Source organism: Streptomyces sp. NPDC013317 (assembly GCF_055563155.1).
In genome coordinates this window covers 891411-914842 of the sequence record NZ_JBVHDX010000001.1, presented here as the reverse complement: position 1 = coordinate 914842, position 23432 = coordinate 891411, and the positions used below count along the sequence as shown (strand labels likewise).

The 23432-nt window shown below is 72.5% G+C and carries 20 protein-coding genes and 1 pseudogene; 11 read left to right on the top strand and 10 right to left on the bottom strand.

All coding sequences use genetic code 11. The features are described 5' to 3' along the window. Positions 1–281: 281 nt before the first annotated feature. From ACZ3IJ_RS03880 to ACZ3IJ_RS03870, 3 genes are read left to right on the top strand one after another with little or no spacing between them, the layout of a single operon-like run. Entirely contained in the window at positions 282–1958 is a 1677-nt protein-coding gene (locus ACZ3IJ_RS03880; protein ID WP_467466064.1) for an NAD(P)/FAD-dependent oxidoreductase, read from the top strand. Continuing rightward, positions 1955–3406, top strand: a complete 1452-nt coding sequence (locus tag ACZ3IJ_RS03875) for an ATP-binding protein (protein ID WP_467466063.1) — start codon at positions 1955–1957, stop codon at positions 3404–3406. Before ACZ3IJ_RS03880 ends, ACZ3IJ_RS03875 begins: the two co-directional genes overlap by 4 nt. Beyond that, positions 3403–3756, top strand: coding sequence for a UBP-type zinc finger domain-containing protein (locus tag ACZ3IJ_RS03870; protein WP_467466062.1), 354 nt, complete (start codon positions 3403–3405; stop codon positions 3754–3756). Before ACZ3IJ_RS03875 ends, ACZ3IJ_RS03870 begins: the two co-directional genes overlap by 4 nt. Positions 3757–3790: 34 nt before the next feature. Here ACZ3IJ_RS03870 and ACZ3IJ_RS03865 read toward each other — a convergent pair whose 3' ends face one another. Then, positions 3791–4480 (bottom strand): DUF4230 domain-containing protein, encoded by a 690-nt coding sequence (locus ACZ3IJ_RS03865; RefSeq protein ID WP_467466061.1) that lies wholly within the window; start codon positions 4478–4480, stop codon positions 3791–3793. 113 nt (positions 4481–4593) lie between these two features. On the opposite strand from ACZ3IJ_RS03865, the gene ACZ3IJ_RS03860 reads away from it, so the two are divergent. Further along, positions 4594–5175, top strand: coding sequence for a VanZ family protein (locus ACZ3IJ_RS03860; RefSeq protein ID WP_467466060.1), 582 nt, complete (start codon positions 4594–4596; stop codon positions 5173–5175). 41 nt (positions 5176–5216) lie between these two features. Here the strand turns inward: ACZ3IJ_RS03860 and ACZ3IJ_RS03855 are convergent. The 3 genes and pseudogenes from ACZ3IJ_RS03855 to ACZ3IJ_RS03845 all read right to left on the bottom strand — a co-directional run bounded on the left by ACZ3IJ_RS03855 (position 5217) and on the right by ACZ3IJ_RS03845 (position 7578). Then, positions 5217–5887 (bottom strand): annotated as a pseudogene (locus ACZ3IJ_RS03855) (IS5 family transposase). Between the two features lie 91 nt (positions 5888–5978). Next, positions 5979–6620, bottom strand: coding sequence for a hypothetical protein (locus ACZ3IJ_RS03850; RefSeq protein WP_467466059.1), 642 nt, complete (start codon positions 6618–6620; stop codon positions 5979–5981). 298 nt (positions 6621–6918) lie between these two features. Next, positions 6919–7578: a response regulator gene (locus ACZ3IJ_RS03845; protein ID WP_467466058.1), complete on the bottom strand. Its 660-nt coding sequence runs from the start codon at positions 7576–7578 to the stop codon at positions 6919–6921. A gap of 136 nt (positions 7579–7714) precedes the next feature. Here ACZ3IJ_RS03845 and ACZ3IJ_RS03840 point away from each other — a divergent pair, with 136 nt between their 5' ends. The 3 genes from ACZ3IJ_RS03840 (at position 7715) to ACZ3IJ_RS03830 (ending at position 10202) form a co-directional block, all read left to right on the top strand. Continuing rightward, positions 7715–8914 (top strand): sensor histidine kinase, encoded by a 1200-nt coding sequence (locus ACZ3IJ_RS03840; protein WP_467466057.1) that lies wholly within the window; start codon positions 7715–7717, stop codon positions 8912–8914. Further along, positions 8911–9567: a response regulator gene (locus ACZ3IJ_RS03835; RefSeq protein WP_467466056.1), complete on the top strand. Its 657-nt coding sequence runs from the start codon at positions 8911–8913 to the stop codon at positions 9565–9567. The genes ACZ3IJ_RS03840 and ACZ3IJ_RS03835 overlap by 4 nt, the downstream gene beginning before the upstream one ends. Positions 9568–9776: 209 nt before the next feature. Continuing rightward, complete coding sequence (locus tag ACZ3IJ_RS03830; RefSeq protein WP_467466055.1) at positions 9777–10202, top strand: ATP-binding protein; 426 nt, start codon at positions 9777–9779, stop codon at positions 10200–10202. Positions 10203–10280: 78 nt separating this feature from the next. Here the strand turns inward: ACZ3IJ_RS03830 and ACZ3IJ_RS03825 are convergent, their stop codons facing one another. Further along, positions 10281–11348, bottom strand: coding sequence for a LacI family DNA-binding transcriptional regulator (locus ACZ3IJ_RS03825; RefSeq protein ID WP_467466053.1), 1068 nt, complete (start codon positions 11346–11348; stop codon positions 10281–10283). Positions 11349–11558: 210 nt separating this feature from the next. On the opposite strand from ACZ3IJ_RS03825, the gene ACZ3IJ_RS03820 reads away from it, so the two are divergent. After that, a complete protein-coding gene (locus tag ACZ3IJ_RS03820) occupies positions 11559–13994 on the top strand; it encodes a polysaccharide lyase 8 family protein (RefSeq protein WP_467466052.1) in 2436 nt (811 codons plus the stop codon). A 144-nt stretch (positions 13995–14138) separates the two neighbouring features. Next, entirely contained in the window at positions 14139–14900 is a 762-nt protein-coding gene (locus ACZ3IJ_RS03815) for a heparin lyase I family protein (RefSeq protein ID WP_467466051.1), read from the top strand. A 54-nt stretch (positions 14901–14954) separates the two neighbouring features. Here ACZ3IJ_RS03815 and ACZ3IJ_RS03810 read toward each other — a convergent pair whose 3' ends face one another. Both ACZ3IJ_RS03810 and ACZ3IJ_RS03805 read right to left on the bottom strand, forming a co-directional pair. After that, the gene (locus ACZ3IJ_RS03810; protein WP_467466050.1) at positions 14955–15185 is read right to left on the bottom strand and encodes a hypothetical protein; all 231 of its coding nucleotides are present in this window, start codon (positions 15183–15185) and stop codon (positions 14955–14957) included. A gap of 19 nt (positions 15186–15204) precedes the next feature. Further along, the gene (locus ACZ3IJ_RS03805) at positions 15205–16056 is read right to left on the bottom strand and encodes a DUF817 domain-containing protein (protein ID WP_467466049.1); all 852 of its coding nucleotides are present in this window, start codon (positions 16054–16056) and stop codon (positions 15205–15207) included. A 262-nt stretch (positions 16057–16318) separates the two neighbouring features. Between ACZ3IJ_RS03805 and ACZ3IJ_RS03800 the strand changes: the two genes are divergently transcribed. Next, positions 16319–17566: an extracellular solute-binding protein gene (locus ACZ3IJ_RS03800; RefSeq protein WP_467466048.1), complete on the top strand. Its 1248-nt coding sequence runs from the start codon at positions 16319–16321 to the stop codon at positions 17564–17566. An 88-nt stretch (positions 17567–17654) separates the two neighbouring features. On the opposite strand, the gene ACZ3IJ_RS03795 is transcribed toward ACZ3IJ_RS03800, so the two are convergent. Then, positions 17655–18725 (bottom strand): polyprenyl synthetase family protein, encoded by a 1071-nt coding sequence (locus ACZ3IJ_RS03795; RefSeq protein WP_467466270.1) that lies wholly within the window; start codon positions 18723–18725, stop codon positions 17655–17657. Positions 18726–18736: 11 nt separating this feature from the next. Next, a complete protein-coding gene (locus ACZ3IJ_RS03790) occupies positions 18737–19891 on the bottom strand; it encodes a tetratricopeptide repeat protein (protein WP_467466047.1) in 1155 nt (384 codons plus the stop codon). Positions 19892–20168: 277 nt separating this feature from the next. On the opposite strand from ACZ3IJ_RS03790, the gene ACZ3IJ_RS03785 reads away from it, so the two are divergent. Continuing rightward, positions 20169–21053 carry a DUF4436 family protein gene (locus ACZ3IJ_RS03785; protein WP_467466046.1) on the top strand — a complete coding sequence of 295 codons (885 nt, stop codon included), beginning with the start codon at positions 20169–20171 and terminating at the stop codon, positions 21051–21053. Positions 21054–21116: 63 nt separating this feature from the next. Here the strand turns inward: ACZ3IJ_RS03785 and ACZ3IJ_RS03780 are convergent, their stop codons facing one another. Then, entirely contained in the window at positions 21117–23432 is a 2316-nt protein-coding gene (locus tag ACZ3IJ_RS03780) for an ABC transporter permease (RefSeq protein ID WP_467466045.1), read from the bottom strand.

Below are 23432 nucleotides of genomic sequence, written 5' to 3'. Positions count from 1 at the left end.
CACCGATCGGGGTGTACCGGCCGCGCGGGGCCGGGGCGGGGCCGGGGCGGGGCAGAGCGGGGCCGGGCTGGGCCGGGCGGGGCCGGGCTGGGCAGGCAGGGCGGGACCGGGCTAGGCAGAGCGGGGCCGGGCGGGGCCGGGCTGCGCCGGGGCGGTCCAGAGCGGGGCCGGGCTGCGCCGGGGCGGTCCAGAGCGGGGCCGGGCGATCGAACTTACGATGGACGGGAGCCGGCGGGCACCTCGGCGTGCCGGTCGGTCCGGAGCTCGCAGGGCGGAGAGGCATGGCACAGGCCGGCGACGCGGCGCGAACCGTGATCCTGACGGTGGACGACGATCCGGGTGTCTCCCGCGCCATCGCCCGTGACCTGCGGCGGCGCTACGGCGGCGGGTACCGGATCGTGCGCGCCGAGTCCGGCGAGTCCGCACTCGACGCGCTGCGCGAGCTGAAGCTGCGCGGCGACCTGGTGGCCGTGATCCTCGCCGACTACCGCATGCCGCAGATGAACGGCATCGAGTTCCTCGAACAGGCCCTCGGCGTGTACCCGGGCGCGCGCCGCGTGCTCCTGACCGCGTACGCCGACACCAACGCGGCCATCGACGCGATCAACGTCGTCGATCTCGACCACTATCTGCTCAAGCCCTGGGACCCGCCGGAGGAGAAGCTCTACCCGGTCCTGGACGACCTGCTCACCGCCTGGCGCTCCAGCGACTACCGGCCGGTGCCCGAGACCAAGATGGTCGGCCACCGCTGGTCGGCGCACTCCTCGCGCGTCCGCGAGTTCCTGGCCCGCAACCAGGTGCCGTACCGCTGGTACGCGTCCGACGAGCCCGAGGGGCAGCGGCTGCTCGAGGCGGCCGGCACCGACGGACACCGGCTGCCGCTGGTGCTCACGCCGGACGGATCGGTCCTGATCGAGCCGGACGCACCGGAGCTGGCCGCCCACGTGGGGCTCGCCACCACGCCGGCCGCGGAGTTCTACGACCTCGTCGTCATCGGCGGCGGTCCGGCCGGGCTCGGCGCCGCGGTGTACGGGGCGTCCGAGGGGCTGCGGACCGTGCTCGTCGAGCGGTCGGCGACCGGCGGACAGGCCGGGCAGAGCTCCCGCATCGAGAACTACCTGGGCTTCCCGGACGGCGTCTCCGGGGCGCAGCTCACCGATCGCGCCCGCCGTCAGGCGACCCGCTTCGGCGCCGAGATCCTCACGGCGCGCGAGGTCACGGGCCTCGAGGCCAACGGTGCGGCGCGCGTCGTGCGTTTCTCCGACGGCTCCGAGGTCGCCGCGCACAGCGTCATCCTGGCGACCGGCGTGTCCTACCGGCAGCTCCGGGCGCCGGGCTGCGACGGCCTGACCGGCCGCGGGGTGTACTACGGCTCCTCCCTCACCGAGGCGTCCTCGTGCGAGGGCCAGGACGTGTACATCGTCGGCGGCGCGAACTCCGCCGGGCAGGCGGCCGTGTTCCTGGCGCGCGGCGCGAAGTCCGTGACGCTGCTGGTGCGCGGGGAGTCCCTGGCGGCGTCGATGTCGTACTACCTGATCCAGCAGATCGAGGAGGCGCCGAACATCACCGTGCGGCCGCGGACCGTCGTGGAGGAGGCGCACGGCGAGGACCACCTGGAGCGGCTGACCCTCCGCGACGCGGTGAGCGGCGACAGCGAGGTGGTCGACGCCCAGTGGCTGTTCGTCTTCATCGGGGCGGCACCGCTGACCGACTGGCTCGGCGGGACGGTGCTGCGCGACGAGCACGGCTTCATCCTGGCCGGGCCGGACCTCACCCCGGACGGCCGGCCGCCGGGCGAGTGGGAACTGGACCGGCCGCCCTACCACTTGGAGACCAGTGTTCCCGGCGTGTTCGTGGCGGGCGACGCGCGCGCCCAGTCGGCGAAACGCGTGGCGTCCGCCGTCGGCGAGGGAGCCATGGCCGTGATGCTCGTCCACCGCTATCTGGAGCAGTCATGAGCGATCAGGCCGCGCCCTGCGATCCGCACGAGATCGGCTCGCTGTTCCTGTTCGAGAAGCTCACTCCGGAACAGCTCGGCCGGTTGTGCGTCGAGGGGCGCATGGAGCTGTTCGAGCCCGGTCCGGTGTACGTCGAGGGCGCCCCGGCCACGTGTTTCTACGTGATGGTGGAGGGCACGGTCGTGCTCTCCCGCAGGGTGGGCGGCGACGACGTGGAGGTCAGCCGCACCTCGCAGCGCGGGGTGTACGCGGGGGCCATGCAGGCGTACCTCGGCGACCGGGTCCCGCAGACGTACAACAACACCATGCGGGTGACCGAGCCCACCCGGTTCTTCGTGCTGCCCGCTCAGTCGTTCGCGGACATCATGCAGGAGTGGTTCCCGATGGCGGCGCACCTGCTGGAAGGGCTCTTCTTCGGCTCCAAGAACACCCAGCGGGCGATCGGCCAGCGGGAGCGCCTGCTGGCGCTCGGCTCGCTGTCCGCCGGACTGACCCATGAGCTCAACAACCCGGCGGCGGCGGCCGTAAGGGCCACCGCGACCCTGCGTGAGCGGGTCGGCAAGATGCGGCACAAGCTGGCGGTGATCGCCCAGGGGCCGTACTCGCGCGAGGCCCTCGCCTCGCTCATCGAGATCCAGGAGCGAACCGCCGAGCGCGTCGCCAAGGCGCCGGTGCTGACGCCCCTGGAGGCGTCGGACCGGGAGGACGAGCTGACGGACTGGCTGGAGGACCACGGCATCCCGGAGGGCTGGCGGATCGCGCCCACCTTCGTCCAGGCCGGGCTCGACACGGACTGGCTGGAGCAGGTCGCGGCGACCGTGGCCGACGACATCCTGCCGGGGGCCGTGGGCTGGCTCAACTACACGGTGGAGACAGAGCTGTTGATGGACGAGATCGACGACTCCACCAACCGCATCTCCCACCTGGTGGACGCGGCCAAGCAGTACGCGCAGCTCGACCGCGCCCCGCACCGCGACGTCGACGTCCACGAACTCCTCGACAGCACGCTGCTGATGCTGTCCGCCAAGATCGGACCGCGGGTGCGGGTGGTCAAGGAGTACGACCGCTCCCTGCCCGCCGTACCCGCCTACCCGGCCGAGCTCAACCAGGTGTGGACGAACCTGATCGACAACGCGGTGCACGCCATCGGAACGACCGGAGGCGAGGGCACCCTGACGGTCCGCACGGCCCGGGAGGGCGACCGGCTGCTCGTCGAGTTCCGTGACACCGGCCCCGGTGTCCCCGAGGACATCCGCAGCCGGATCTTCGACCCGTTCTTCACCACCAAGCCGGTCGGCGAAGGCACCGGTCTCGGACTCGACATCTCCTGGCGGATCGTCGTCAGCAAGCACCACGGCAGCCTCCAGGTCGAGTCCGTACCCGGCGACACCCGGTTCCAGGTGCTGCTGCCGCTGACCGCCGCCGAGACCGCGGAGGAGCCCACATGACCCAGATCGACGGCATCGACCCGACCGTCCCGCCCAGCGGCACCGGCTGCTCGGACTGCGACGCCCTGGACGGCTGGTGGTTCCACCTCCGGCGCTGTGCCCAGTGCGGCCACGTCGCCTGCTGCGACTCCTCACCGGCCCAGCACGCCACGGCCCACTGGAAGTCCACCGGGCATCCTCTGGTGCAGAGCTTCGAGCCGGGCGAGGAGTGGTACTGGAACTACGCCACCAACGAGATGTTCGCGTCCGGCCCCCCGCTGACCCCTCCCGGCGGCCACCCGGCCGACCAGTCGGCGCCCGGGCCCGCCGACCGCGTCCCCCAGGACTGGCAGAGCATGCTCCACCGCTGAGGACCGAGCCACGTGAAGCGCCTCCTCCATGGTGTCAGCCGTACGTGACGGTGACCTTCTCGAAGCCGAGCGCGATCAGCAGCCCCTGGAGCATCGCGGTGGTGTTGCGTTCGGCCCGGCTGGTGAGGTCGCTCTCCCGGGCGGCCTCACCGATGTGCTGGGCGGCGAGACGGTGGACGGCCGTCTCGCCGGCGGGGTTGTCGGAGAAGAGGTCGCCCAACCGGTCGAGGAGCCCTCGCTGCTTCGAGACGGTGTAGGACCGCTCGGGGTCGAGGGCGGGGTCGCCGAGCCGCGCGTGGGGCAGGCGCAGGGTGGCGGTCGTGCGTTCCTCGTCGACGGTGACGGCGTCGGAGCGCAGACGGGAGAGGTCGACGTACGAACCGACGCTGCCGTACGCCACGTACAGGGTGCGGGTGCCGCGGATCGCGTCGGGCAGGAACCGGGCGTCCTTCTCGAGGTCCACCACGACCTGGTAGGTGCCAAGAGCGCCTTCGTGGCGGTTCATGTCCTGGATCGACTTCAGCACGGCCGGTCCCGAGCGGTCGTTGCTCTCGGTCCCGAACAGGTCTCCCAGGCCCGGAAGTTGAAGGAACCGCCCCAGCAGGACGAAGGCCAGGGCCAGGGCGAGGAGTACGGCGGTGACGGCGGGCCACCGTGGGGTGCCACGTTCTCGTCCACGCGGCGACGGTATGCGCGAGGGTCTGGTCTCTGTGTCTTCTCGCATAGGAGTCTGGTGCCCTCCGTACGCGCGGTCATTCCGAACGGCCTCCGGATTGCGGGGCCGTGTCCCGGGTAACCGGGTTCAGCCGAGAAGGGCTCTGCGAGGAGGGGACGGACATGAAGGCGTGGAGAGCCGTGCGGGTCGAGAAGGCGGCGAGGGAGAAGCACGAGGCCCGGGAGGCGCCACCGGAGGAGGCACCGCGGCGGAGCGGGCCCGGCCGGGTGGTCCGGGTGCTGGTGGCGCTGGTGGCCCTGGCGGGGATGGTCGCGTTCGCGATCGTCCTGGCCCGGCTCACGCTCAACGCGTCCCCCGCGTCGGTGCCACTCACCCACAGCAACCTGACGCCGGGCAGTTCGATCCGCGCCTACCTCCAGCAGCCGGGCTTCGTGGACACCGTCAAGCAGCTCGGGGGCAACGTGGCGCTCGGCGTGCCGTTCGGCGTTCTCCTGCCGCTGCTCTCCCGCAGGACGCGCGGTTCGCTGCGCGTGTGCCTGCTCGTGGTCGGGACGATGCTGCTGGTCGAACTGGTCCAGGGCGCCCTCATCACGGGACGCGCCTTCGACATCGACGACGTGCTCCTCAACACGGTCGGCGCGCTTCTGGGCTACCTTCTCATCGGTCGCCGTATGGGCCGTGCCGTCCACCCCCGCCCCCGCCGCCGGTGGTGGGCCCGGGGCGCCGGCCAGACGGCCCGCTAGGAACCCGCCGGGGGCACCACGCCTAGGACTTGTCCGACCGGTCATGCGCGGAGCCAGATGACGAGGCCTGCGGCAGGAGCGGTCCCGGGGAAGATGTAGCCGCGCTTGTCGTAGCGGGTGGCCACAGTCCGGGCGTGCCCGAGCGTGTTGATGGCCCGTTCGACGGTGTTGCGCTTCTTGTACCGCTCCTCGTCGAAGCCCGGTGGCCGTCCGCCGCCTGAGCCTTTGCGCAGGCGGGCGGCCTGGCTGTCGATCTTCTCCGGGATGGTGTGCCGGAGGCCCCGGCGCCGCAGGTACTCACGGCACGGCCCGTTGCTGTAGGCCATGTCCGCCGCGAGGCTGTCAGGCTTCTTCCGCGGCCTGCCCGGCCCGATCCTCGGGACACTGATCTTCTCCAACACCGGCTCGAACTGCGTGCAGTCCGCCCGCTGTCCCGGTGTGACGATCAGGGACAGCGGGCGGCAGCGGCCGTCCGCACTCAGATGGATCTTGGTCGTGAACCGGCCCCGCGAGCGGCCCGGGCCCTCACCTAATGCACCACCTCCGCCAGGTGGGCGACGAGGCTCTGCCACCGCGTCTCGCCCTGGTGTTCTACTGCTGCGGCCCCCTTTGAGGCCGGAGCCGGCGGCCATCTGCCACAACACCCGTTGCTCACGGGCAGGAACGGCCGCAGCTGTTCCCACTCGGCATCGCTCAGATCACCCCGCCCCATGCCCAGAGGAACGACTCGGGCACGGAGTAGTCACATGATCAGCTGGACGGCGACGAGCTCGCCGGCCTCGCCGCCGGGGCCCGCGTGATCATCACTTGGAACGGCTGGCGGTCCCCGATCCGCGGCCCGCGAGCCAGGCAGCGATCCGCTTCTGCAACTCCTTGTCGGTGCGGGGATAGTCCCAATGTGCGTACCACTCCAGGTCTTGCAGGATGTTCTCAGAGTGGGCCGGGTGGGCTACCGCCCTCACGTCGACGCCGATCTCGCCTGTCGAGCAGCTGATGTACACGCTGCTGTCGAGCGCCATCATGCTGAAACCCGGGTGGCCCGCACGTATGCCGAGGAACGCCGATGCCGCACCCCGGCCCATGATGTCCCAGCGGTCGAGGAGCCGGACCCGGGTCCAGACCGGCGATGGGGTATGGCGGCCATAGTGCAAGTGCTCCTTCGGCAGGAGGGCATGGTGCGTGTGGGTGCCGTGGGGAAGCAGGACGAGGAACTCGCGCTGGTGGTCGAGAAGGCCCGAGGAGACCGCCAGGTCGTACCAGTCCTCGTTGAGACGCTGGACGAGCCGTGGGGTTTTGTACGGGTGGGAGAAGCCGCCGACGATGTCCTCGGGGCGGTATCCGGAGACGAACGGCATCGTGCCGTCCGGCACGGCGTCCGGGATCACCTCGAGGCCGGCCCGCCGCAGCGGCCGGTACATCTTGCGTTCACGCTCTTGGATACCCACCGGTCACTGTTTACCAGGGTCAGCGCGCCAAGAATCCTCCGGCCCGGCGCTTCCTTGTGTCCCTCCCGACCTCCCGGATCAAACCGGTACAGGACCAGCCACATGATCGGCCGGACAGGCCCTAGGGCGTGTTGCGAAAGTCCCGCCTGCCCCGCGACGCCTGGCACGCACGCTCGCTGCGTTGTCGGGATCGTCCGAGTACACCCGGTACGAGGACGACCCTCCGCCTTGCGATCGCACGCACCAGACGCCGCGGGGCCCGCCCTTCGGGCGGACGGCGCTACTTTCGCAACACGCCCTAGGCGTCGTCGGTGGAGAGGCCGGAGCGGTACGCGATCCGGGCGGCCTCGACCCGGTTGGAGACCTCCAGCCGGGCCAGGAGCTGGGTGACGTGCGCCTTGACCGTGCCTTCGGTCATGCCCAGTTCCGCCGCGATGCCGGCGTTGGAGAGTCCCCGTCCGAGCAGCCGCAGCACGTCGGTCTGGCGGGCGGTCAGCGAGGCGACGCGCGGGTCGCCCTCGGCGGCCGTGCGGTCCCCGTGCCTCGTGGTGAGGTCGATGACATGACCGGTGACCGAGGAGCCGAACACCGCGTGCCCCTCGGCGACGCCGCGCAGGGCGCCGAGCAGTTCCGCCGGCGGCGTGTCCTTGACGAGGAAGCCGACCGCGCCGGCCGCGAGGGCCTGCTCGACGTACTCGTCGCGGCCGAAGGTCGTGAGGATGAGCACGGCGGGCGGGCTGGGCAGTTCGCCGAGCCGCCGGGTCGCGGCGATCCCGTCCATGCCGGGCATCTGCACGTCCATCGCCACGATGTCCGGGAGCAGACGGCGCGCCAGGTCGACCGCGGAGTGGCCGTCCCACGCCTCCGCGACCACGCGCAGGTCCGGTGCGGAGTCGATGATCGCCCGCAGCCCGTCGCGCACGGCGGTGTCGTCGTCCGCGACAAGGACCGTGATCATGGGCAGCGCCTCATGCCGCCATCCTCGCCCGGATCGCGCAGGCGGGCGACGGGGCGGGCGATCGGGACGGCCCGTACGGGTGAGGGCCGCGGCGGCTCGCCGCGCCCGGGGCACCCTCGCTGACTAGCGTGGCGGCATGGTCGCTACGCCGCTCTCCCGCTGGTCTGCGCGGCGCGTCGACGCCCTGGTCACCCTGGTGGTCGTCGCGCTCGGCATCGCCGATTCCTGGGTGAAGCCGTCCAGCGGTCTGCTGACGGGCCTGCCGACCCCGGTGATCGCGGCCTGTTCGGCGGCGGTCGGCCTCAGCCTGTGGTGGCGCAGACGCCGGCCCCATCTCGTGGCCGTGTTCGTGACGGTCATGCACGTGGTGTCCTTCACCCCGGTGGCGCTGGCCGTCGCGATGTACACCGTCGGCAGTCTGGACCGGCGGCTGAAGGTGCTCTGCGCGTACGGCGTGGCCGGGTTCGTCGCCGGGCTCGCGGGGCTGCGCGGAGGGTTGCCGGACGCCGGGATCCGGGAGGCCGCGTACTCGCTCGCCGCGATCGTCGGCCCGTTGGCCGTCGGTTACGCGGTCGGTGTGCGCCGTGATCTGACGGCGGCCGTGCAGGCCCGGGTGGCCGACCTCGAGCGTGAGAACCGGCTCATGGAAGAGCGGGCGCGGGCGGAGGAACGGGCCGAGATCGCCCGGGAGATGCACGACGTGGTCGGCCACCGGGTGAGCAACATGGTGCTGGCCGCGGGTGCCCTGGAGTCGGGTCCTGCCTCGGGGGTGCCGGAGGCGGCCCGTACGGCGGAGTTGATCCGGTCCGACGGCCGGCAGGCGCTGGAGGAGCTCCGCGAGATCCTCGGCGTGCTCGCTCCCGCTCGTGTCGCGGCCGGGGAGCCGTCCGGGAGACCGGCGGCCGTTCGGGCCGCGGCGCCGTCCGGGCCGGACGCGGAGGAGCTGTCCGACCTCGTCACGCACGCCCGCGTGCGCGGGCAGGAGGTGGAGCTGCGGGTGAACGGCCATCCGGAGATCCTGCCGCTCCCGGTGCAGCGGGCCCTGCACCGGATCGTGCGGGAGGCCCTGACCAACGCCGCGAAACACGCTCCCGGGGCGGCGGTGCGGGTGGACGTCGCCTGCCGCGCGGACGGTGTGCACCTCGCTGTCGCCAACACCGCCGCCACGCGTCCCCTGTCGCCCGATCTGCCCAGCGGCGGTCATGGCGTCGTCGGCCTGACCGAGCGCGTCGCGCTGCTCGGCGGGACACTGACCGCGGGGCCTCAGGACGGCGGTTTCCTGCTCTCGGCCTTCATCCCCCACCGCCGGGGAGCACCCCCACGAGGAGCACCATGAGCGTCCGTGTCCTGGTCGCCGACGACAACGAGATCACCCGGCGCGGACTGTTGTGGATCATCGAGGCCAGCGGTGACATCGAGGTGTGCGGTCAGGCGGCGGACGGGGACGAGGCCCTCGCCCGGGCCGAGGAGACCCGCCCTGACCTGGTGCTCCTCGACATCCGTATGCCCGGCGTCGACGGGCTCGCGGCGCTCCCCCGGCTGCTGACGCTGCCGGAGCCGCCGAGGGTGCTGATGCTCACCTCGTTCCACGACGACGAGCAGGTACGGACCGCGCTGCGTGCCGGGGCCTCGGGCTTCCTGCTGAAGGACACCCCGCCGGAGGAGCTACTGCGCGCGATCCGCGACGTCCACGGCGGCAGGGCCGCCCTCGGCCCCCCGGTGGCCAGGCGTCTGGTGGACGGTCTCGCGCGGAGCTCCGCCGCGCTCGCTCCCGAGGAGCGGGACCGGCTCGACTCCCTCACGGGTCGCGAGCTCGACGTGCTCCGGCTGCTCTCGCGGGGGCTCACGAACAGCGGCATCGCGGCCGAGCTCGACACCACGGAGGGGACGGTCAAGGGGTACGTGAGCGCCGTGCTGGCCAAACTGGGCGCGGAGAGCCGTGTCCAGGCCGCGCGCGTGGCGTACCGCGCGGGGCTGGACACGGACTGACTCGGCGGCGCGGCCGGTGGACCCCCTACTTTCGTCAGTCCGAAGCCCGACCATAGGCACCTTGGTGGGCCGGAAATCGCCGGGACGATGGAGGAGTGGCGCGGCACCGCCCTCCTCCTTCCCTCCTCGGCAGGGCGGAGCCGCCCACGACGGGGGTGGTGGGGGACCGTTCCGCCCGTCGGGGGGCGCACCCGGACCTGGAGTTCATCGTGAACGCACACAGCGGAATCGCCGTCCTGCCCCGCCACCCGCGCGCCGCCGCGGACGCCCGTGACGTCCTGGACCGGATCACGCCCGACGGACACGACGAGGTGGACATGGCCGCCCTGCTGCTGAGCGAGGTCGTCTCGAACGCGGTCCGGCACGCGGACGGGCCGGCGATCGAGGTCGCCATCGGTTACGACCGCTGTGCCGGTGTCGTCACCGGGGCGGTCTTCGACACCAACCCCCGCATGGGTGCGGGGGCACGGTCGAGCCGGGACGAGCCGGACACCGCGGAGACCGAGCTGGAGACGGGCCGGGGGCTGGATCTGCTGGACGCCGTGGCCGGGGCGTGGGGTGTCGCCACCGTGGGCGACCACGGCAAGTGGGTCTGGTTCCAGGTCGAGGCAGCAGCCCGAGTCGAGGCAGCCTGAGCGCGGCTGCCCGCGTCGAGCCGCCCGAGCCTCGTGCGGCCGTGGGCGATCGAGGCTCCGTCGCCGATCAGCCGCGGCTCAACCGCCGCTGGACGAGCGCACCCGGAGCCTCGGGAGGACGAAGAGCCGGTGCCTCGGAGCGTCCGGCTGGTCGAGCCGGCGGACCAGCAACTCCACTGCGGACGAACCGACTTCGTACTTCGCGGGGGCGATCGCGCTCAACGGGATGTCGGCGAGCCCCGCCACCTCGTCGTCGTACGCCACGATCGCGACGTCGCCGGGAACCTGGATCGACCGCGCGCGCAACCGCCTCAGCAGGACGAGCGCCTCCGGGTCGGGATGGGCGATGACGGCGTCGACGCGGCCCTCCGCCGCGGCGTCGAGCAGCTCGGCGAGGGGGCCGTCGTACTCCCGGCTCCCAGCCCCCGCGTCCCCGATGTCGACGACGGACACCGAGCCGGGGGTCTCGAGCCCGGCGGCGCGAACTCCGGCCTGGAAGCCCTCGACGATCCCCTGTGCGGTCGGGCTGGTCCCGCGGACGAGCAGCATGACGCGACGGCGGCCGGCCTCCACGAGATGCCGCACGGCGAGGCGTGTTCCGTGGACGTGGTCGGACACGACATGGTCGATCCCGGCGACCTCGTCCGCCTCGGGGCGGCGCTCCACGATCACGACGGGAACGGGCAGTTGCTCGTACCAGGCGCGTGGCCCCGACGGGACCACGAGCAGTCCGTCGATCCCGTCGCCGACCATCCGTTCGACCTGTGCGCGCTCCTCGTCCGCGTCGTACCCCGAGATGTCCAGCACGAGCCGGATGCCGCGGGCGGCAGCGGCCTCCCGCGCACCCTTGATCACCTCGGGGTAGTAGTAGTCGGCGGACGGCACGATCAGACCGATGACACGCTCCCGGCCGCCCCGCGGCGACGCGGCGGGCGCCGCCTCGGCGGTGGCGGTCTCCGCCCAGGTCTCGGGAAGCATCGCCCCGCCGTGCACCCGGGCGACCAGACCGCGGTCCGCGAGGATCTCGACATCCCGGCGGACGGTGACCGGGGAGACCCCCAGCTCGGCCGCGAAGTCGCTGACGCGGAGCGAGCCCTCTTCCCGCAGTCTCCGCAGGATCGCCTGATGCCTGTGTTCCGCGTGCACTGCCGCGCTCCCCTCCGACGACACCCCAGTTCACGAGCAGTGTAGCGACCCTCCGATCGTTTCTGTCTGTTTGAGTTCGAACGAACAATGCCTGGCTGTTCCTGTCCAAACTGTTGCTGTCCTGCTTTTCTGCGTGTTAGAAACCCCACGCTCACGAGCCAGCGACAGCGCCGAGGCAACGACGCGCTCCTCCCGTAAAGGTCGTCTCCCATGCCATCTCCCTGGCGTCGCCGCAGGTTCCTCCAGGCCGCGGGCGGGGGCACGCTCGCCCTCGGACTCAACGGAACGCTCGCGCACCCGTCCGCCGCAGCGGACGATCCGGACGGCACATCGTCCGCCGCGACCGACGCCGAGTACGACGCGCTGCGCGGAAAGTGGCGCGCCCTCATCCTCGGTACGGGGTTCAGCCCGACCGCCGAGCCGTTCCGGACCATCCTCACCAACCTCGGCACCACCGCCGCCGGCTACCGGGCGACCATGGCCCCGGCCGGTGGCTCCCTCTGGCCGGGCCGCACCTGGACCGACCCCGAACCCGACCTCGACGCGGAGTCCTACGCCTTCTCGGCGGTCATGAACGACAGCTACAACCGGCTGCGCACCATGGCCGAGGCCTACTCCCAGCCGGGCACCGGGCTGACCGGGGACGCCGGGCTCCGTGACGCCGTCGTCGCCGGCCTCGACCACCTCCACGCGGAGGTCTACAACGAGACCACCGCGCGGTACGGCAACTGGTACAACTGGCAGATCGGCGCACCACAGGCGCTGATGGACACCTGCGTCCTGATGTACGACCACCTGTCGGCCGCGCAGATCGCCGCCTACTGCCGGGCCGTCGACGCGTTCGTGCCGGACTCGGTCTTCGCCTCCTACACGGGTACCAGTACGGGCGCCAACCGGGTCGACCTGTGCCGTGGAGTGCTCCTGCGCGGGATCGTCGGCAAGGACGCGGGCAGGATCGCGCTGGCCGCCCGGGCGCTGGCCCCGGTCTTCCCCTACGTCACCTCGGGCGACGGTTTCTACGCCGACGGATCGTTCGTCCAGCACCGCAACGTCCCCTACATCGGCGGGTACGGAGCGGTCCTGCACGACGGGGTCGGCCGGCTGCTCGCCCTGCTGCGCGGGTCGAGCTGGGAGGTGAAGGACGCCGGTACCCAGCTCTTCCTCGACACGATCGAGAAGGCCGTCGCACCGTTCATCTACAACGGCCTGATGATGGACAACGTCAGCAGTCGGGGCATCAGCCGCGTCGGGACGAACGAGCACCAGCGGGCGCACGGGCTCATGGCGACCATCCTGCTCGTGGGTCAGGGGGCGAGCCCCGAGGAGAACGCCCGCTGGCGCGCGATGGTCAAGGGCTGGCTGCAGCGCGACTACTACTACCCCGCACTGAAGAACCCCGGACTGAGCCTGATCAGGGCCTCGCTCCTGCAGGCACTCCAGGACGACACCAGCGTCAAGGCCGCCCCCGAGCCCGTCGAGCACCGGCTCTTCCCCGAGATGGCGCGGGCCACCCACCGCCGTCGCGGCTGGGCGGCCTCCCTCTCCATGGCCTCGAACCGCATCGCCCACTACGAGTTCGGGAACGGCGAGCACGCCCGCGGGTACCACACCGGCGCCGGCTGGCTCTCCTGGTGGGGCGGCGACTTCGGCCTGGAGCAGTACTCGGACGCCTATTGGCCCACCGTCGACCCGTACCGTCTGCCCGGGATCACCGCCTCGCGCAAGCCCCTCGCCGACGGCGAGGGCGGCAACTGGGGGCAGCCGATGCCGGACGCCGCCTGGGTGGGCGGCACCACCGACGGCGAGTACGCGGCCGTCGGTCAGCACCTCAAGGGCATCTCCAGCACCATGGACGCCAGAAAGTCCTGGTTCTGCCTCGACGACTCCATCGTCTGTCTCGGGGCCGGCATCACCTCCGCCGACGGTCACGCCGTCGAGACGACCGTCGACAACCGCGCCCTCGGGGGCACCGGTGCCCCGGTCCTCACCGTCGACGGCAGGGCGCAGCCGGTGACGCAGGGCTGGGCCGGCACCTTCGACAACGCCGAGTGGGCCCACATCGCCGGGCAGGCGGGGTACGTGTTCCCCGGTGGGGCCAGGATCGGCGCGGTGCGCGAGGAGCGCACCGGCTCCTGGAAGGAGATCAACACCGGCGGCACCCCGGACCCGATCACCCGCCGGTATCTGACGCTCTTCACCGACCACGGTGTCGATCCGGCCGACGGCGACTACGCCTACGTCCTCCTGCCCGGGGCGAGCGCCAGGACCACGGCCCACCGCGCCCGCGACAGGGGGTGGCTGCGGATCCTCGCCAACTCCGCCGATCAGCAGGGGGTGCGGGTCCCGAAACTGGGCTTCACCGCGGTGAACTTCTGGACGGCAGGCACCGTCGACCGGATCCAGGCGGGCGGCCCCGCCTCCGTCCTCGTCCGGGAGCACCGCAACGGCACGGCGACGATCGTCGTCTCCGACCCCGCCCGGCAGGCCACCTCGCTGCACGTCGTCTGGAACCGCGAGGTGAGCCGGGTGCTCTCGAAGCCCGCCACGGTCACCGCCGTCACGACCGGCTCGTCGCTGAAGCTCACGTTCGGCGACCTCACCGGCCAGGCCGGGGCGCCCCAGAAGATCACCGTACGCCTCGGCTGATCCGAGGACCAGGGGGCGCCGGCCCGTCCCGCGTGCACGCACGCCAGGGCGGCGCCTCCCCCGCCGCGAGGCCGCACCTCCCCCCACCTCACCGGGGTGCGCCTCTCCTGCAGAACCCGCCCTCTCCCCCCACCGGAGGAACCCATGCGTCACGGCACCGACCAGGGCACCACCTCACGCTTCTCCCGGCTCCGGACGTCCCGGCCCCGGCGAGGACGGCCGTTCGCCTTCACGGCACCGGCCGCGGCTCTCTCGCTTCTCCTGGCGACACCCGCGCACGCGTCGGTCGAGTGGAACGGCGACGCGGACAACGGCGGCACAGCTGTGTTCGCCTCGGTGCTCTGCGACTCCCCGTCCTCCGTGTACCAGCCGGACTGGAACGACGGCCGCGGGAAGATCTTCGGTTTCACCAAGGCGGCGGGCTCCGAGCGGTGCGAGGGGCACGGCATGGCCGGCCGCACCCTCACGTCCGGCAGGGCCTACTGGTTCGGCTGGGAGTCCATGACCAAGACCGGCAACGCCCAGACGGTCTTCCAGTGGAAGTCCTGGGGCACCGGTGACGCGCACGACCAGAACTACCCGGTGATCATGAAGGTCGAGGACAGCCGGCTGAAGATCTGGTACGTCGCCCCGGGCGAGCAGTGGATCTCCGTCGGCGACGTGGCCTGGACGCCGGGCACCTGGAACAAGATCGAGCTGGGCATCGACGCCCAGACCTCCACCAGCGGTTCGTTCACCCTGTACGTCAACGGGCAGGTGGTCGCCGACCGCCGGAACGCACGCACGTGGGACCTCCAGGGCAACGTGCCGCGCTGGGGCTCGTACGGATCCACGATCTTCGACGTCGAGTCGATCCACTGGGTCGACGGCCTGAAGATGGGCACGACGCGGGCCGACGTCGACTGAGACAGGCCGCCCTGGGCCCCGCCCGTGGGCTGACGCCGCCGTGCCACGGGGGTGTCAGTCCACCGGTTCGTCGACGGCGGAGCCTTCCTTCGCCTCCTGGTCGGAGCCGTCGCCCTCGGCCCGGTCCCGGCGCGCGGTGCCCGCCACGTCGGTGCGGGGCAGCTCGCTGTCGGGCCAGTCCGGTACCGGTATCGCCAGGGGGTCCTCGCCCTCCGCCGACTGCTGGTTCTGCGGGTCGCGGGGAAGCGGCTCCGCCGTCTCCTCGGGATCGCCCGGAGTGCGCATACTGCTCACCTTCCTCTGGTCACGGTCCTTCGCCGGCCGAGACGGCCCTTCCCTTCGGCTGCTGACCGGTGTGGTGCCACGCAAACCTCGCCGCCGTCCCCGTCGAGCCGCCCCTGGTGCGCGCGACGAGGACGAAGGTGACGCTGATCAGGAGGGCCCAGGCTCCGAACTTGGTGAGCGGTACGGGCTGCCAGCCGTCGAGTTGGTGGGGGTAGCTCCAGGCTCCGGCGTAGGTGGCCGCGTTCTCCGCGACCCAGAGGAAGAACCCGATCAGGGCGAAGGCCAGGGCCAGTGGCATCCGTTGACGGGCGGTCCCCACCGTGAAGTGGACCCAGGTGCCGGCCGTCGCCCCGAGCATCAGCAGGGCCAGGACGAGCCGTGCGTCCGGCAGCCAGTGATGGGTGAAGAAGTTGAGGTACACCGCGGCGGCAAGGGCGGCCATCAGGCGCGGCCGGTACCGGGACAGCGACAGGTCCATGATCTTCCAGGCGCGACAGCAGTAGCTGCCCACGGCGCTGTAGAGGAAACCGCCGTAGAGCGGAACGCCCGCGACCTTGGTGACGGCGTCCTCCGGATAGCTCCACGAGCCCATGCGCACCTTGACGAGTTCGAAGAGCAGCCCCACGGCATGGCAGCCCAGGATCACGGCGGTGTCCCGGGGGCCGTCCCAGCCGGCCTTCCGGGCCAGGACCGTCAGGGCCACGCCGTAGATCAGGAGCAGGTCGTAGCGCGCGACCGGCAGATCGCCGGGCAGCAGCCGGGAGGCACCGATGCCGCCGACGAGCGTGACGGCGAACGCGACGGCGCGCACCTGGTCGAGCCCGAAGCGCCAGAACTGGGCGCACCCGTGGGCGATCCGCTGGAAGGTCATGCCCGAGCAGACTGCCGGCCGACGGCCCTTGGTTCCGTCGGACGTCCCGGACCGAGGCCGCTCCGGACATCGCGGAAGGTTCTACGCGCGTCGGATGCAGTTCTGGCACATCGGAAGACACCATTCGGAATCTTCGCCGTTGGAGCTATCACCACAACTGGTCGCCAGAGCGCCGAATACGCCCCTGACCAGGAGAGAATTTCGGACGCACTGTCCAAAAAAAGATCAAGAGGAAAGATCCGTGCGACGAAGACTCTTCGGCATGACCGCCTCCGTGGCGGCATTCGGAATACTGGGTTCCCTCGTGACCGCCTGCGGCTCGTCCGACGACGGCGGGACGACGCTCCGACTGGTGGCCCCCGAGTACGGGGACAGCCCGGCGACCAGCTCCAAGGCGTACTGGGACAAGCTGGCCGCCGCGTTCACCGCTGCCCACCCCGAGAAGAAGGTCGAGGTGACGCTCTGCCCGTGGGCCGACGTCGACCGGGTGGTCACCCGCATGGTGGAGGAGGACGACGCCCCGGACGTGGCTCTGATGGGCGCGTACTCCGACTTCGCCGCGCAGGGCCGCCTCTACTCCGCCGGCGAGGTGATGTCGATCAAGACGGAGTCGAACTTCCTCCCGCCCCTCGCGGAGGCGGGTTCGGTCGACAACACCCTCTACGGCCTGCCCTTCGTGGCCAGCAGCCGGCTGCTCTTCTACAACCAGGAGCTGTTCGACGAGGCCGGCGCCGAACCGCCGAAGACCTGGTCGGACCTGAAGACCGCGGCCAAGGCGCTCAAGAAGGAGGGGGTGCTCTACCCGTACGCCCTGCCGCTCGGCCCCGAGGAGGCCCACGCCGAAGCCCTGATCTGGGAACTGAGCAACGGCGGCGGCTACACCGACAGCACCGGCAGCTACAGCATCGCGTCGCAGGCGAACACCCAGACGTTCCGCTGGATCAGGGACAACCTGGTCACACCTGCTCTGACCGGTCCGATCCCCCCTGCCGAGCTCAACCGGCAGGACGCCTTCGACGCGTTCCTGCGCGGCGACGTCGGCATGGTCAACGGCTATCCCTCCCTCCTGCACAAGGCCAGGGAGAAGGGCATGAAGGTCGGCACGCTGCGCATGCCCGTGTCGGACACGCTCGGCGACGCGACGACCCCGCCGACGGCGGGCGTGGCCGACTGGATGATGGCCTTCAAGCGGGACGGCAACCGCGAACTCGTCACCTCGTTCCTGGACTTCGTCTACGAGGACAAGAACCTCAGCGAGTTCGCCGCGCGCTACCACCTGCTGCCGTCGACGGTGTCCGCCACCCAGGCGTCCCGGTACGCGGCGGCGGACCCCAGCGCCGAACAGTTCCTGACCGCACTGCGCACGGCCGAGCTCTACCCGGTCGACGAACCGTCCTGGCTGCAGGTCAGCAACACCATCAAGCGCAACATCGGCAAGGCCGTCGCGCCGTCCGCCGACCCGAAGCTCGTCCTGGAGCAGATCGCCCGACAGGCTCGGGACGTGTCGTAAAGGCGTCCACCCGACGTCGATCCCGTCGCCCGCACAGCACCCACAAGGTGCGCGGAGCGACGACCCCTCCGCCCGCGACGCCCCGCGATCACCAGGTGCGGTCGAGCACGTAGGCGAACAGCGCGTCCAGTTCGTCCGCGGCGGCGCCCGTGAGCGGTGTCTCTCTCAGGGCGCGGCGCGCACTGTCCAGGTGTCGGCGCGCTTCCTCGCGGGTCGCGGTCCGTCCGCCCGCCTCCTCCACCAGCCTCGCGACGCGCTCGGCCGTCTCCCCGTCGACCCGCCGGCCGGAGTCGAGCAGCACCGCCAGCTCGCGCGCGGCCCTGCCCTCGCCCGCCAGTGCCGTGAGGACCGGGTACGTCTTCTTCCCCTGGCGCAGATCCGCGTGGACGGGTTTGCCGGTCACCGCCGGGTCGCCCCAGATGCCGAGGATGTCGTCCACCGCCTGGAACGCGAGTCCGAGGTGGCACCCGGCCCGTTCGAGCGCGGTCACGGTCCTGTCCGGCGCGCCGCCGAGGACCGCACCGAGCGCGATCGCACCGCCCAGCAGGGCGCCCGTCTTCCGCTCGGCCATCAGCCGGTACCGGTCCGGCCCGACCGCGTCGGGTCCGTGCCAGGGCCGGTCTTCGAAGCGCAGGTCCTCGGCCTGCCCCGCCACCAGCGCGCTCAGGGTCCCGGCGAGGCACCGTACCGCGGCCGCCGTGTGCCGGCCCGGTGCATCGGCCAGGGTGGCCACGGCCTGGGCGAAGAGCGCGTCGCCCGTCAGCACGGCCGGGCCCGTCCCGTACGCCTTCCACACCGCCGGGCGCTGCCGGCGCAGCGCGTCGGCGTCCATGATGTCGTCGTGGAGCAGGGAGAAGGTGTGCACGAGTTCGACGGCCACGGCTCCGGGGACGCCGTCGGAGGCGTCCGCACCGACGGCCTCGGCCCCGAGCACGGCGAGCGCCTGCCGCACTCCCTTCCCCTCGGAGCCGTCAGGGTCCGGATTCCCGGCCGTATCGGCCCAGCCCAGCGCGTACGCCGCCATCTCACCGGTCCAGGGATGCAACCGGCCCACCGCCTCCACCAGCGCGGGCCGGACCAGTTCACGGCACCGCTCCAGGACGTCGGTCGCCGAGCGGCCCGGCGTGCGGACCGACGTGCGGACCGGCGGGGGCGACATCGGGAGCGCGTTCACCGCAGCCCCTCCACGTCCGCCGTCCTCAGGGCCTCCGCCCCGACGGCCGGCAGCACCGGCTCGGCCGCGCGCGCTCCGTCCCCTCGGCCGTGGTCCGGCAGCGGCCCCACCCCCAGCTCGGCCGCGGCCTTGTCCACCATGTCCCGCGCGTGGCGCAGCCCGATGCGGTCGAGCGTGGAGCGCAGCTCGGCCAGTTCGACGGCGGTGCCCGCGGCGTCGCGGCCCAGCCGGGCGCGGGCCTTGGCCAGTCCCAGCCTCGACAGGGCCGTCCCGCGCGGCTCCTCCATCTCGCGGAATTCCTCCAGGGCCCGTGTGTACAGCTCACGGGCCTGCTCGTACCGCCCCGCCCGGTACAGCACGTTGCCGCGCATCTTGTGGTTGTACGCGAGCGCGCTGGACAGCCGCATCTCGCGGCACGCCTCCTCCGCCTCCGACAGCAGGGACAGCGCGCGCTCCACATCCCCGTCCCGCACCGACACGACGTCGGCGATGCCCCGCAGTGCCCACGCCCAGCCGCGCCGGTCCTCGGCGCGTGACGCCGTCTCGGCCGCCTCCTCGAACAGGGCCAGCGCCGTGTCGTAGGAGCCGGTGTTGCGGTGCATCTGCGCGATGCCCTCCAGCGCCCACACCGTGTGCCGGGCCTCGCCGCGCCGTCGGGCCTCGGCAAGGAGCTGCTCGTGGAGCCTGCCCACAGCCGCGTAGTCGCCCTGTATCCGCCCCGTCTCGGCGAGCCCGGCCAGCGAGTAGCCCCGCACGACGACATCGCCGCCCCGCTCACCCGCCTCGGCCGCCAGCCTCAGCAGCCGGTACGCGAGGCTCAGCGCGCCGCGCTGCCGGGCCAGCGTCCCGCCGCTCCAGAGCGCCCACGCCATCGCCCCCTCGTGGCCGGCCGAACGCGCCGCCCGGAAGCTCGCCTTCCACGCCCGGTCGGCCTCCTCGATCCGTCCGAGCCGGCGGCACGCCTCCGCCACGGCCAGTCCGCAGCGCGCCGCCTCGCGCAGGTCTCCGGCCCGTTCCGCCGCACGGAGCTCCTCCACGCCGCGGGCGAGCACCTCCGGCAGGGAGGAGTTCACCGACAGGGACCCGAGAGCCCCCTGATACTCCGGCGCCGACGCCTTCGCCCACCCGGCCTCACGTACCTGACCTGCCATCAGAACCTCCTCATGTCGACTCGCCGATCAAGCCGACGCGAGGAGCAAGACGTCGACCGCGGACGCGGGTTCCGCATGCGACGCAATGTCCGTCTCGGTGCTGGCACCGGGTCATCCTCGAGTGCTACACGGCCGTCGAGAGGTCCTCAGCGAGACGTACACCGGCACCTCCGCGGTGACCGGCCTGCGAACACCTACAGTGGCGGTCTGTGATCGAAGGCCTCTCCCGGCACCGCGCGGGAGGAGCCCGTCGCCCTCTCACCTCGTCGGAGTCACCATGGCCCCGCCCTCGCGCCCGCGCCGCCCACGCCGTTTCGGGGCGTCGATGCTGCCGGTCCTGCTGCCTCTCGGGGTGCTGATCCTGGTGGCGGTGGCCGTCGGGTCGTGGCTGCAGTACACCGAGCGGCAGGCCAACGACACGGTCCACACGGTCGGGTCCCGGGCGGCCGACCGGGTGGACGTGGTCGCCACGGTGCAGAGCGTCGACGCCGCGGCGAGAGAACTGGTCCTGCGGGTGCGGGTCGTCCCGCGCGGGAGCCTCGGAGAGGAGGAGGGGACCGCCCCGGTGGAGGATCTCAGCCTCCAGACCTCCACGGCGACCCTCAGCGACCTGGCGTTCACGGCGCACGAGCGCATCGCGCCCAAGGACGTACAGGTCGCGATCACCGGTGGATCGATCGGTGACTACCCCTTCGACTCCTACCGGACGGAGCTGGAGTTCTGGGCCCTGATGGGCGGCGAACCGGTGCCGGTGCGGATGCTCTTCTCCAACAACGAGACGCTCTTCGCCGTCTCCGTGACACCGCCGCCCTCGGGCGAGGAGGCCGTGGTGGGGCTGGCGCTGGCCCGGTCGGGCAGTCTGCTCGTCTTCGCGGTCTTCATGATGGTCGTGATGTGGGCCCTGGCGACATCCGTGCTCCTGGGGGCCTGGTATCTGACGACCCGCGGCGAGGGTGTGGTCTGGCCCGCGCTCGCCTGGATGGCCGCCACGCTGTTCGCGCTCTCCGCCTTCCGCAACACCGCGCCCGGCACGCCTCCGATCGGCTGCGTGATGGACTGGTTCGCCTTCTTCTGGGCCGAGAGCATCATCGCCCTGTGCCTGCTCGTCGTGGTCAGCACGGGTGTCCGCGCCGCCCTCCGCTCGGACGCGCGGCGCACGTAGGCGGCCCGGCGCCACGGCACGGCCGCACGGTCCGGGTCCGTGGAGGCCGGGTGCCGGCGGACGTCAGGCCGCGGCGCTCAGGGTGTCCGCGAGACGGCGGCGGGCCGCGCGGGCGGCAGGGACCGCCGCCAGGGCGACGGCGCCGAGCACGGCGGTCGCGCACATCGCCACGAAGTACCAGACCGGCGGGGTGTGGGCGATGCCCGAGCCGATGCCGGTGGTGTCGGCCTCGCGGTCGATCAGCCAGCGGGTGAAGGGGATTCCGAGGACGGTCGCGGCGAGAGCGGCGGCGAGTGCGGTGCATCCGACGGCCGTCACGGTGACCGCGGTGATCTGACGTGGGGACAGGCCGATGGCCTTGAGGGCCAGCAGGTCGCGTTCGCCGTCGCGGATGCTGCCGCCGATCGCCGTGGAGAGTTCGGTCAGGCCGATCAGCGCGAAGACGGTGATCAGGCCGACGACGACACCGCGCAGGGCGGAGAGCCGGTCGGCGGGGGTGGTGACCTCGTGGAGGTCGAGATGGCCCCCGGAGGCGGCGGCGAGTCCGGCGCGTACGGCGCGGGGGTCGGCGCCGGGTTCGAGACGGAGCTGGTAGAGGGTGGGGCGCAGCGTGGGGTCGTTCTCGCGCAGGGTGTCGAGCGAGGTGGAGATGACCCGGCCGCCGTTCTCCGGTTCGATGCTCCGGCCCACGAGGTGCAGGACCTGTGGGTGGCCGCCGACGGTGACGCGGACCCAGTCGCCGACGCGAACGTCGAGCAGGTCGAGCAGGCCCTGGCCGGCGACGGCCTCGTCGGGGCCGTGGGCGGCGCGGCCCTCGGCGATCGAGTACGGGTAGGGCTCGGCGCGGGTGCCGAGGCCGCGAAGCGCGATCGTGCCTGTCTGGCCGGGCACCAGGGCGGCGACCTCAAGGCCGGGGTGGGCGGCGGTGATCCGGTCGTCGGCGCCGAGGAGCGCGTCGGCCTCGCGGTCGGTGAGGGTCGCGTCGGGGCGGGCGGTGAGCGCGGCGGCGTGGCCGAGATACTCGGGGTGGGTCTCGAAGCGCTGGAGCGTGGTCCAGGCACCGACCGCGACCGTGACCAGCAGCAGGGGCAGAGCGAGGCGGACGATGGTGGCCGGTGCGCGGCGGCCTCGGCCGAAGGCCCGGTGCCAGCCGAGGACCAGGCCCGCCGGCACGCGCAGGCCGAGCGCGCTCCGGGCGGCCCGGGAGAGTCCGGCCCCGGAGGCCGGCCGCGGAGCCCCCCAGCCGGTGGCCGCGGCTGCGGGCAGGACGGGGACGGGCTCCACGCGTCCGGCCCTCCACGCGGCGAGGCAGGTGGCCGCTCCGATGAACAGCACCACCGCGGCGGGTACGGCGAGCAGGGCCATCGTGTGGCCCGGGAGCCCCTGCCAGACGCCCACGGCGTCGCCGAGGCGACCGGGCAGGCGGTCGCCGAGCACCTGGACGGCCGCCGTGGCGAGGGCCGCTCCGAACACGGCGAAGGCGAGGTGCTGGCCGAGGAAGGCGCGGACGACCTGGCCGGGTGTGAAGCCGATGGCCTTGAGGACGGAGATGTCCCGCAGGTGGCCGCGCACCCGCGTGCTGATCGCGCCGAACACCGCGAGGGCGGCGGCGATCAGCGCGCCGAGCCCGAAGAGTCCGAGGACCTGACCGAGCAGCCTGGTGTCGCCCTGTGCCTCGGCGCGGGCCTGCTGCCAGGTGGAGACGTCGGTGACGGCGCCGGCGCCGAGTGCGGTGACGGCGCGCTGGACGGCGTAGTCGGTGTCCTCCGGGTCGGCGAGGCGCAGTCCGACGACGTGGCCGCCGCCGCGTTCGTCCGGCACGGCGCGCGGCAGGGCCCAGACGGTGCCGGACCGCTCCCCCGGGCTGTAGCGGGGCTCCGCGCTGTCCGCCACGCCGAGGACGGTCAGGGTGCGGCCGGCCGGCAGGGTGAGACGGTCGCCCGGTTCGGCCCACAGGGCTTGGGCGAGGCCGGATTCGAGGACGACGCCCTCGGGGTCGGCGTCGTCGAGCCAGCGGCCCGACGTCAGCAGGGGCCGGCCGCTGTCCGGTGGCTCGGCCCCGGTGGCGCGCAGTTCCACGTCGGCGCGGGCGCCGCGTGAGGTGACGGTGCCGACCGCGGTGCGGTAGGGGCCGGAGAGCTGCTCGACGCCGTCGAGGCCGGCGAGGGCGCGGGGATCGGCGGCGGAGCCGGTGTGGATCCACACGTGCGCCCCGCGCGACTGGGTGAAGACCCGTTGCCAGGGGTTGGTGGCGTAGCCGAAGAGCGCGGTGGCGAGCAGCAGCGAGGCGACGATCCCGGCGGTGGCGGCCACCATGAACAGCGCTTCGCCCCGGTGGGTGCGCAGATCGGCGTGCGCCCAGCGCAGCGTGGCCCGCAC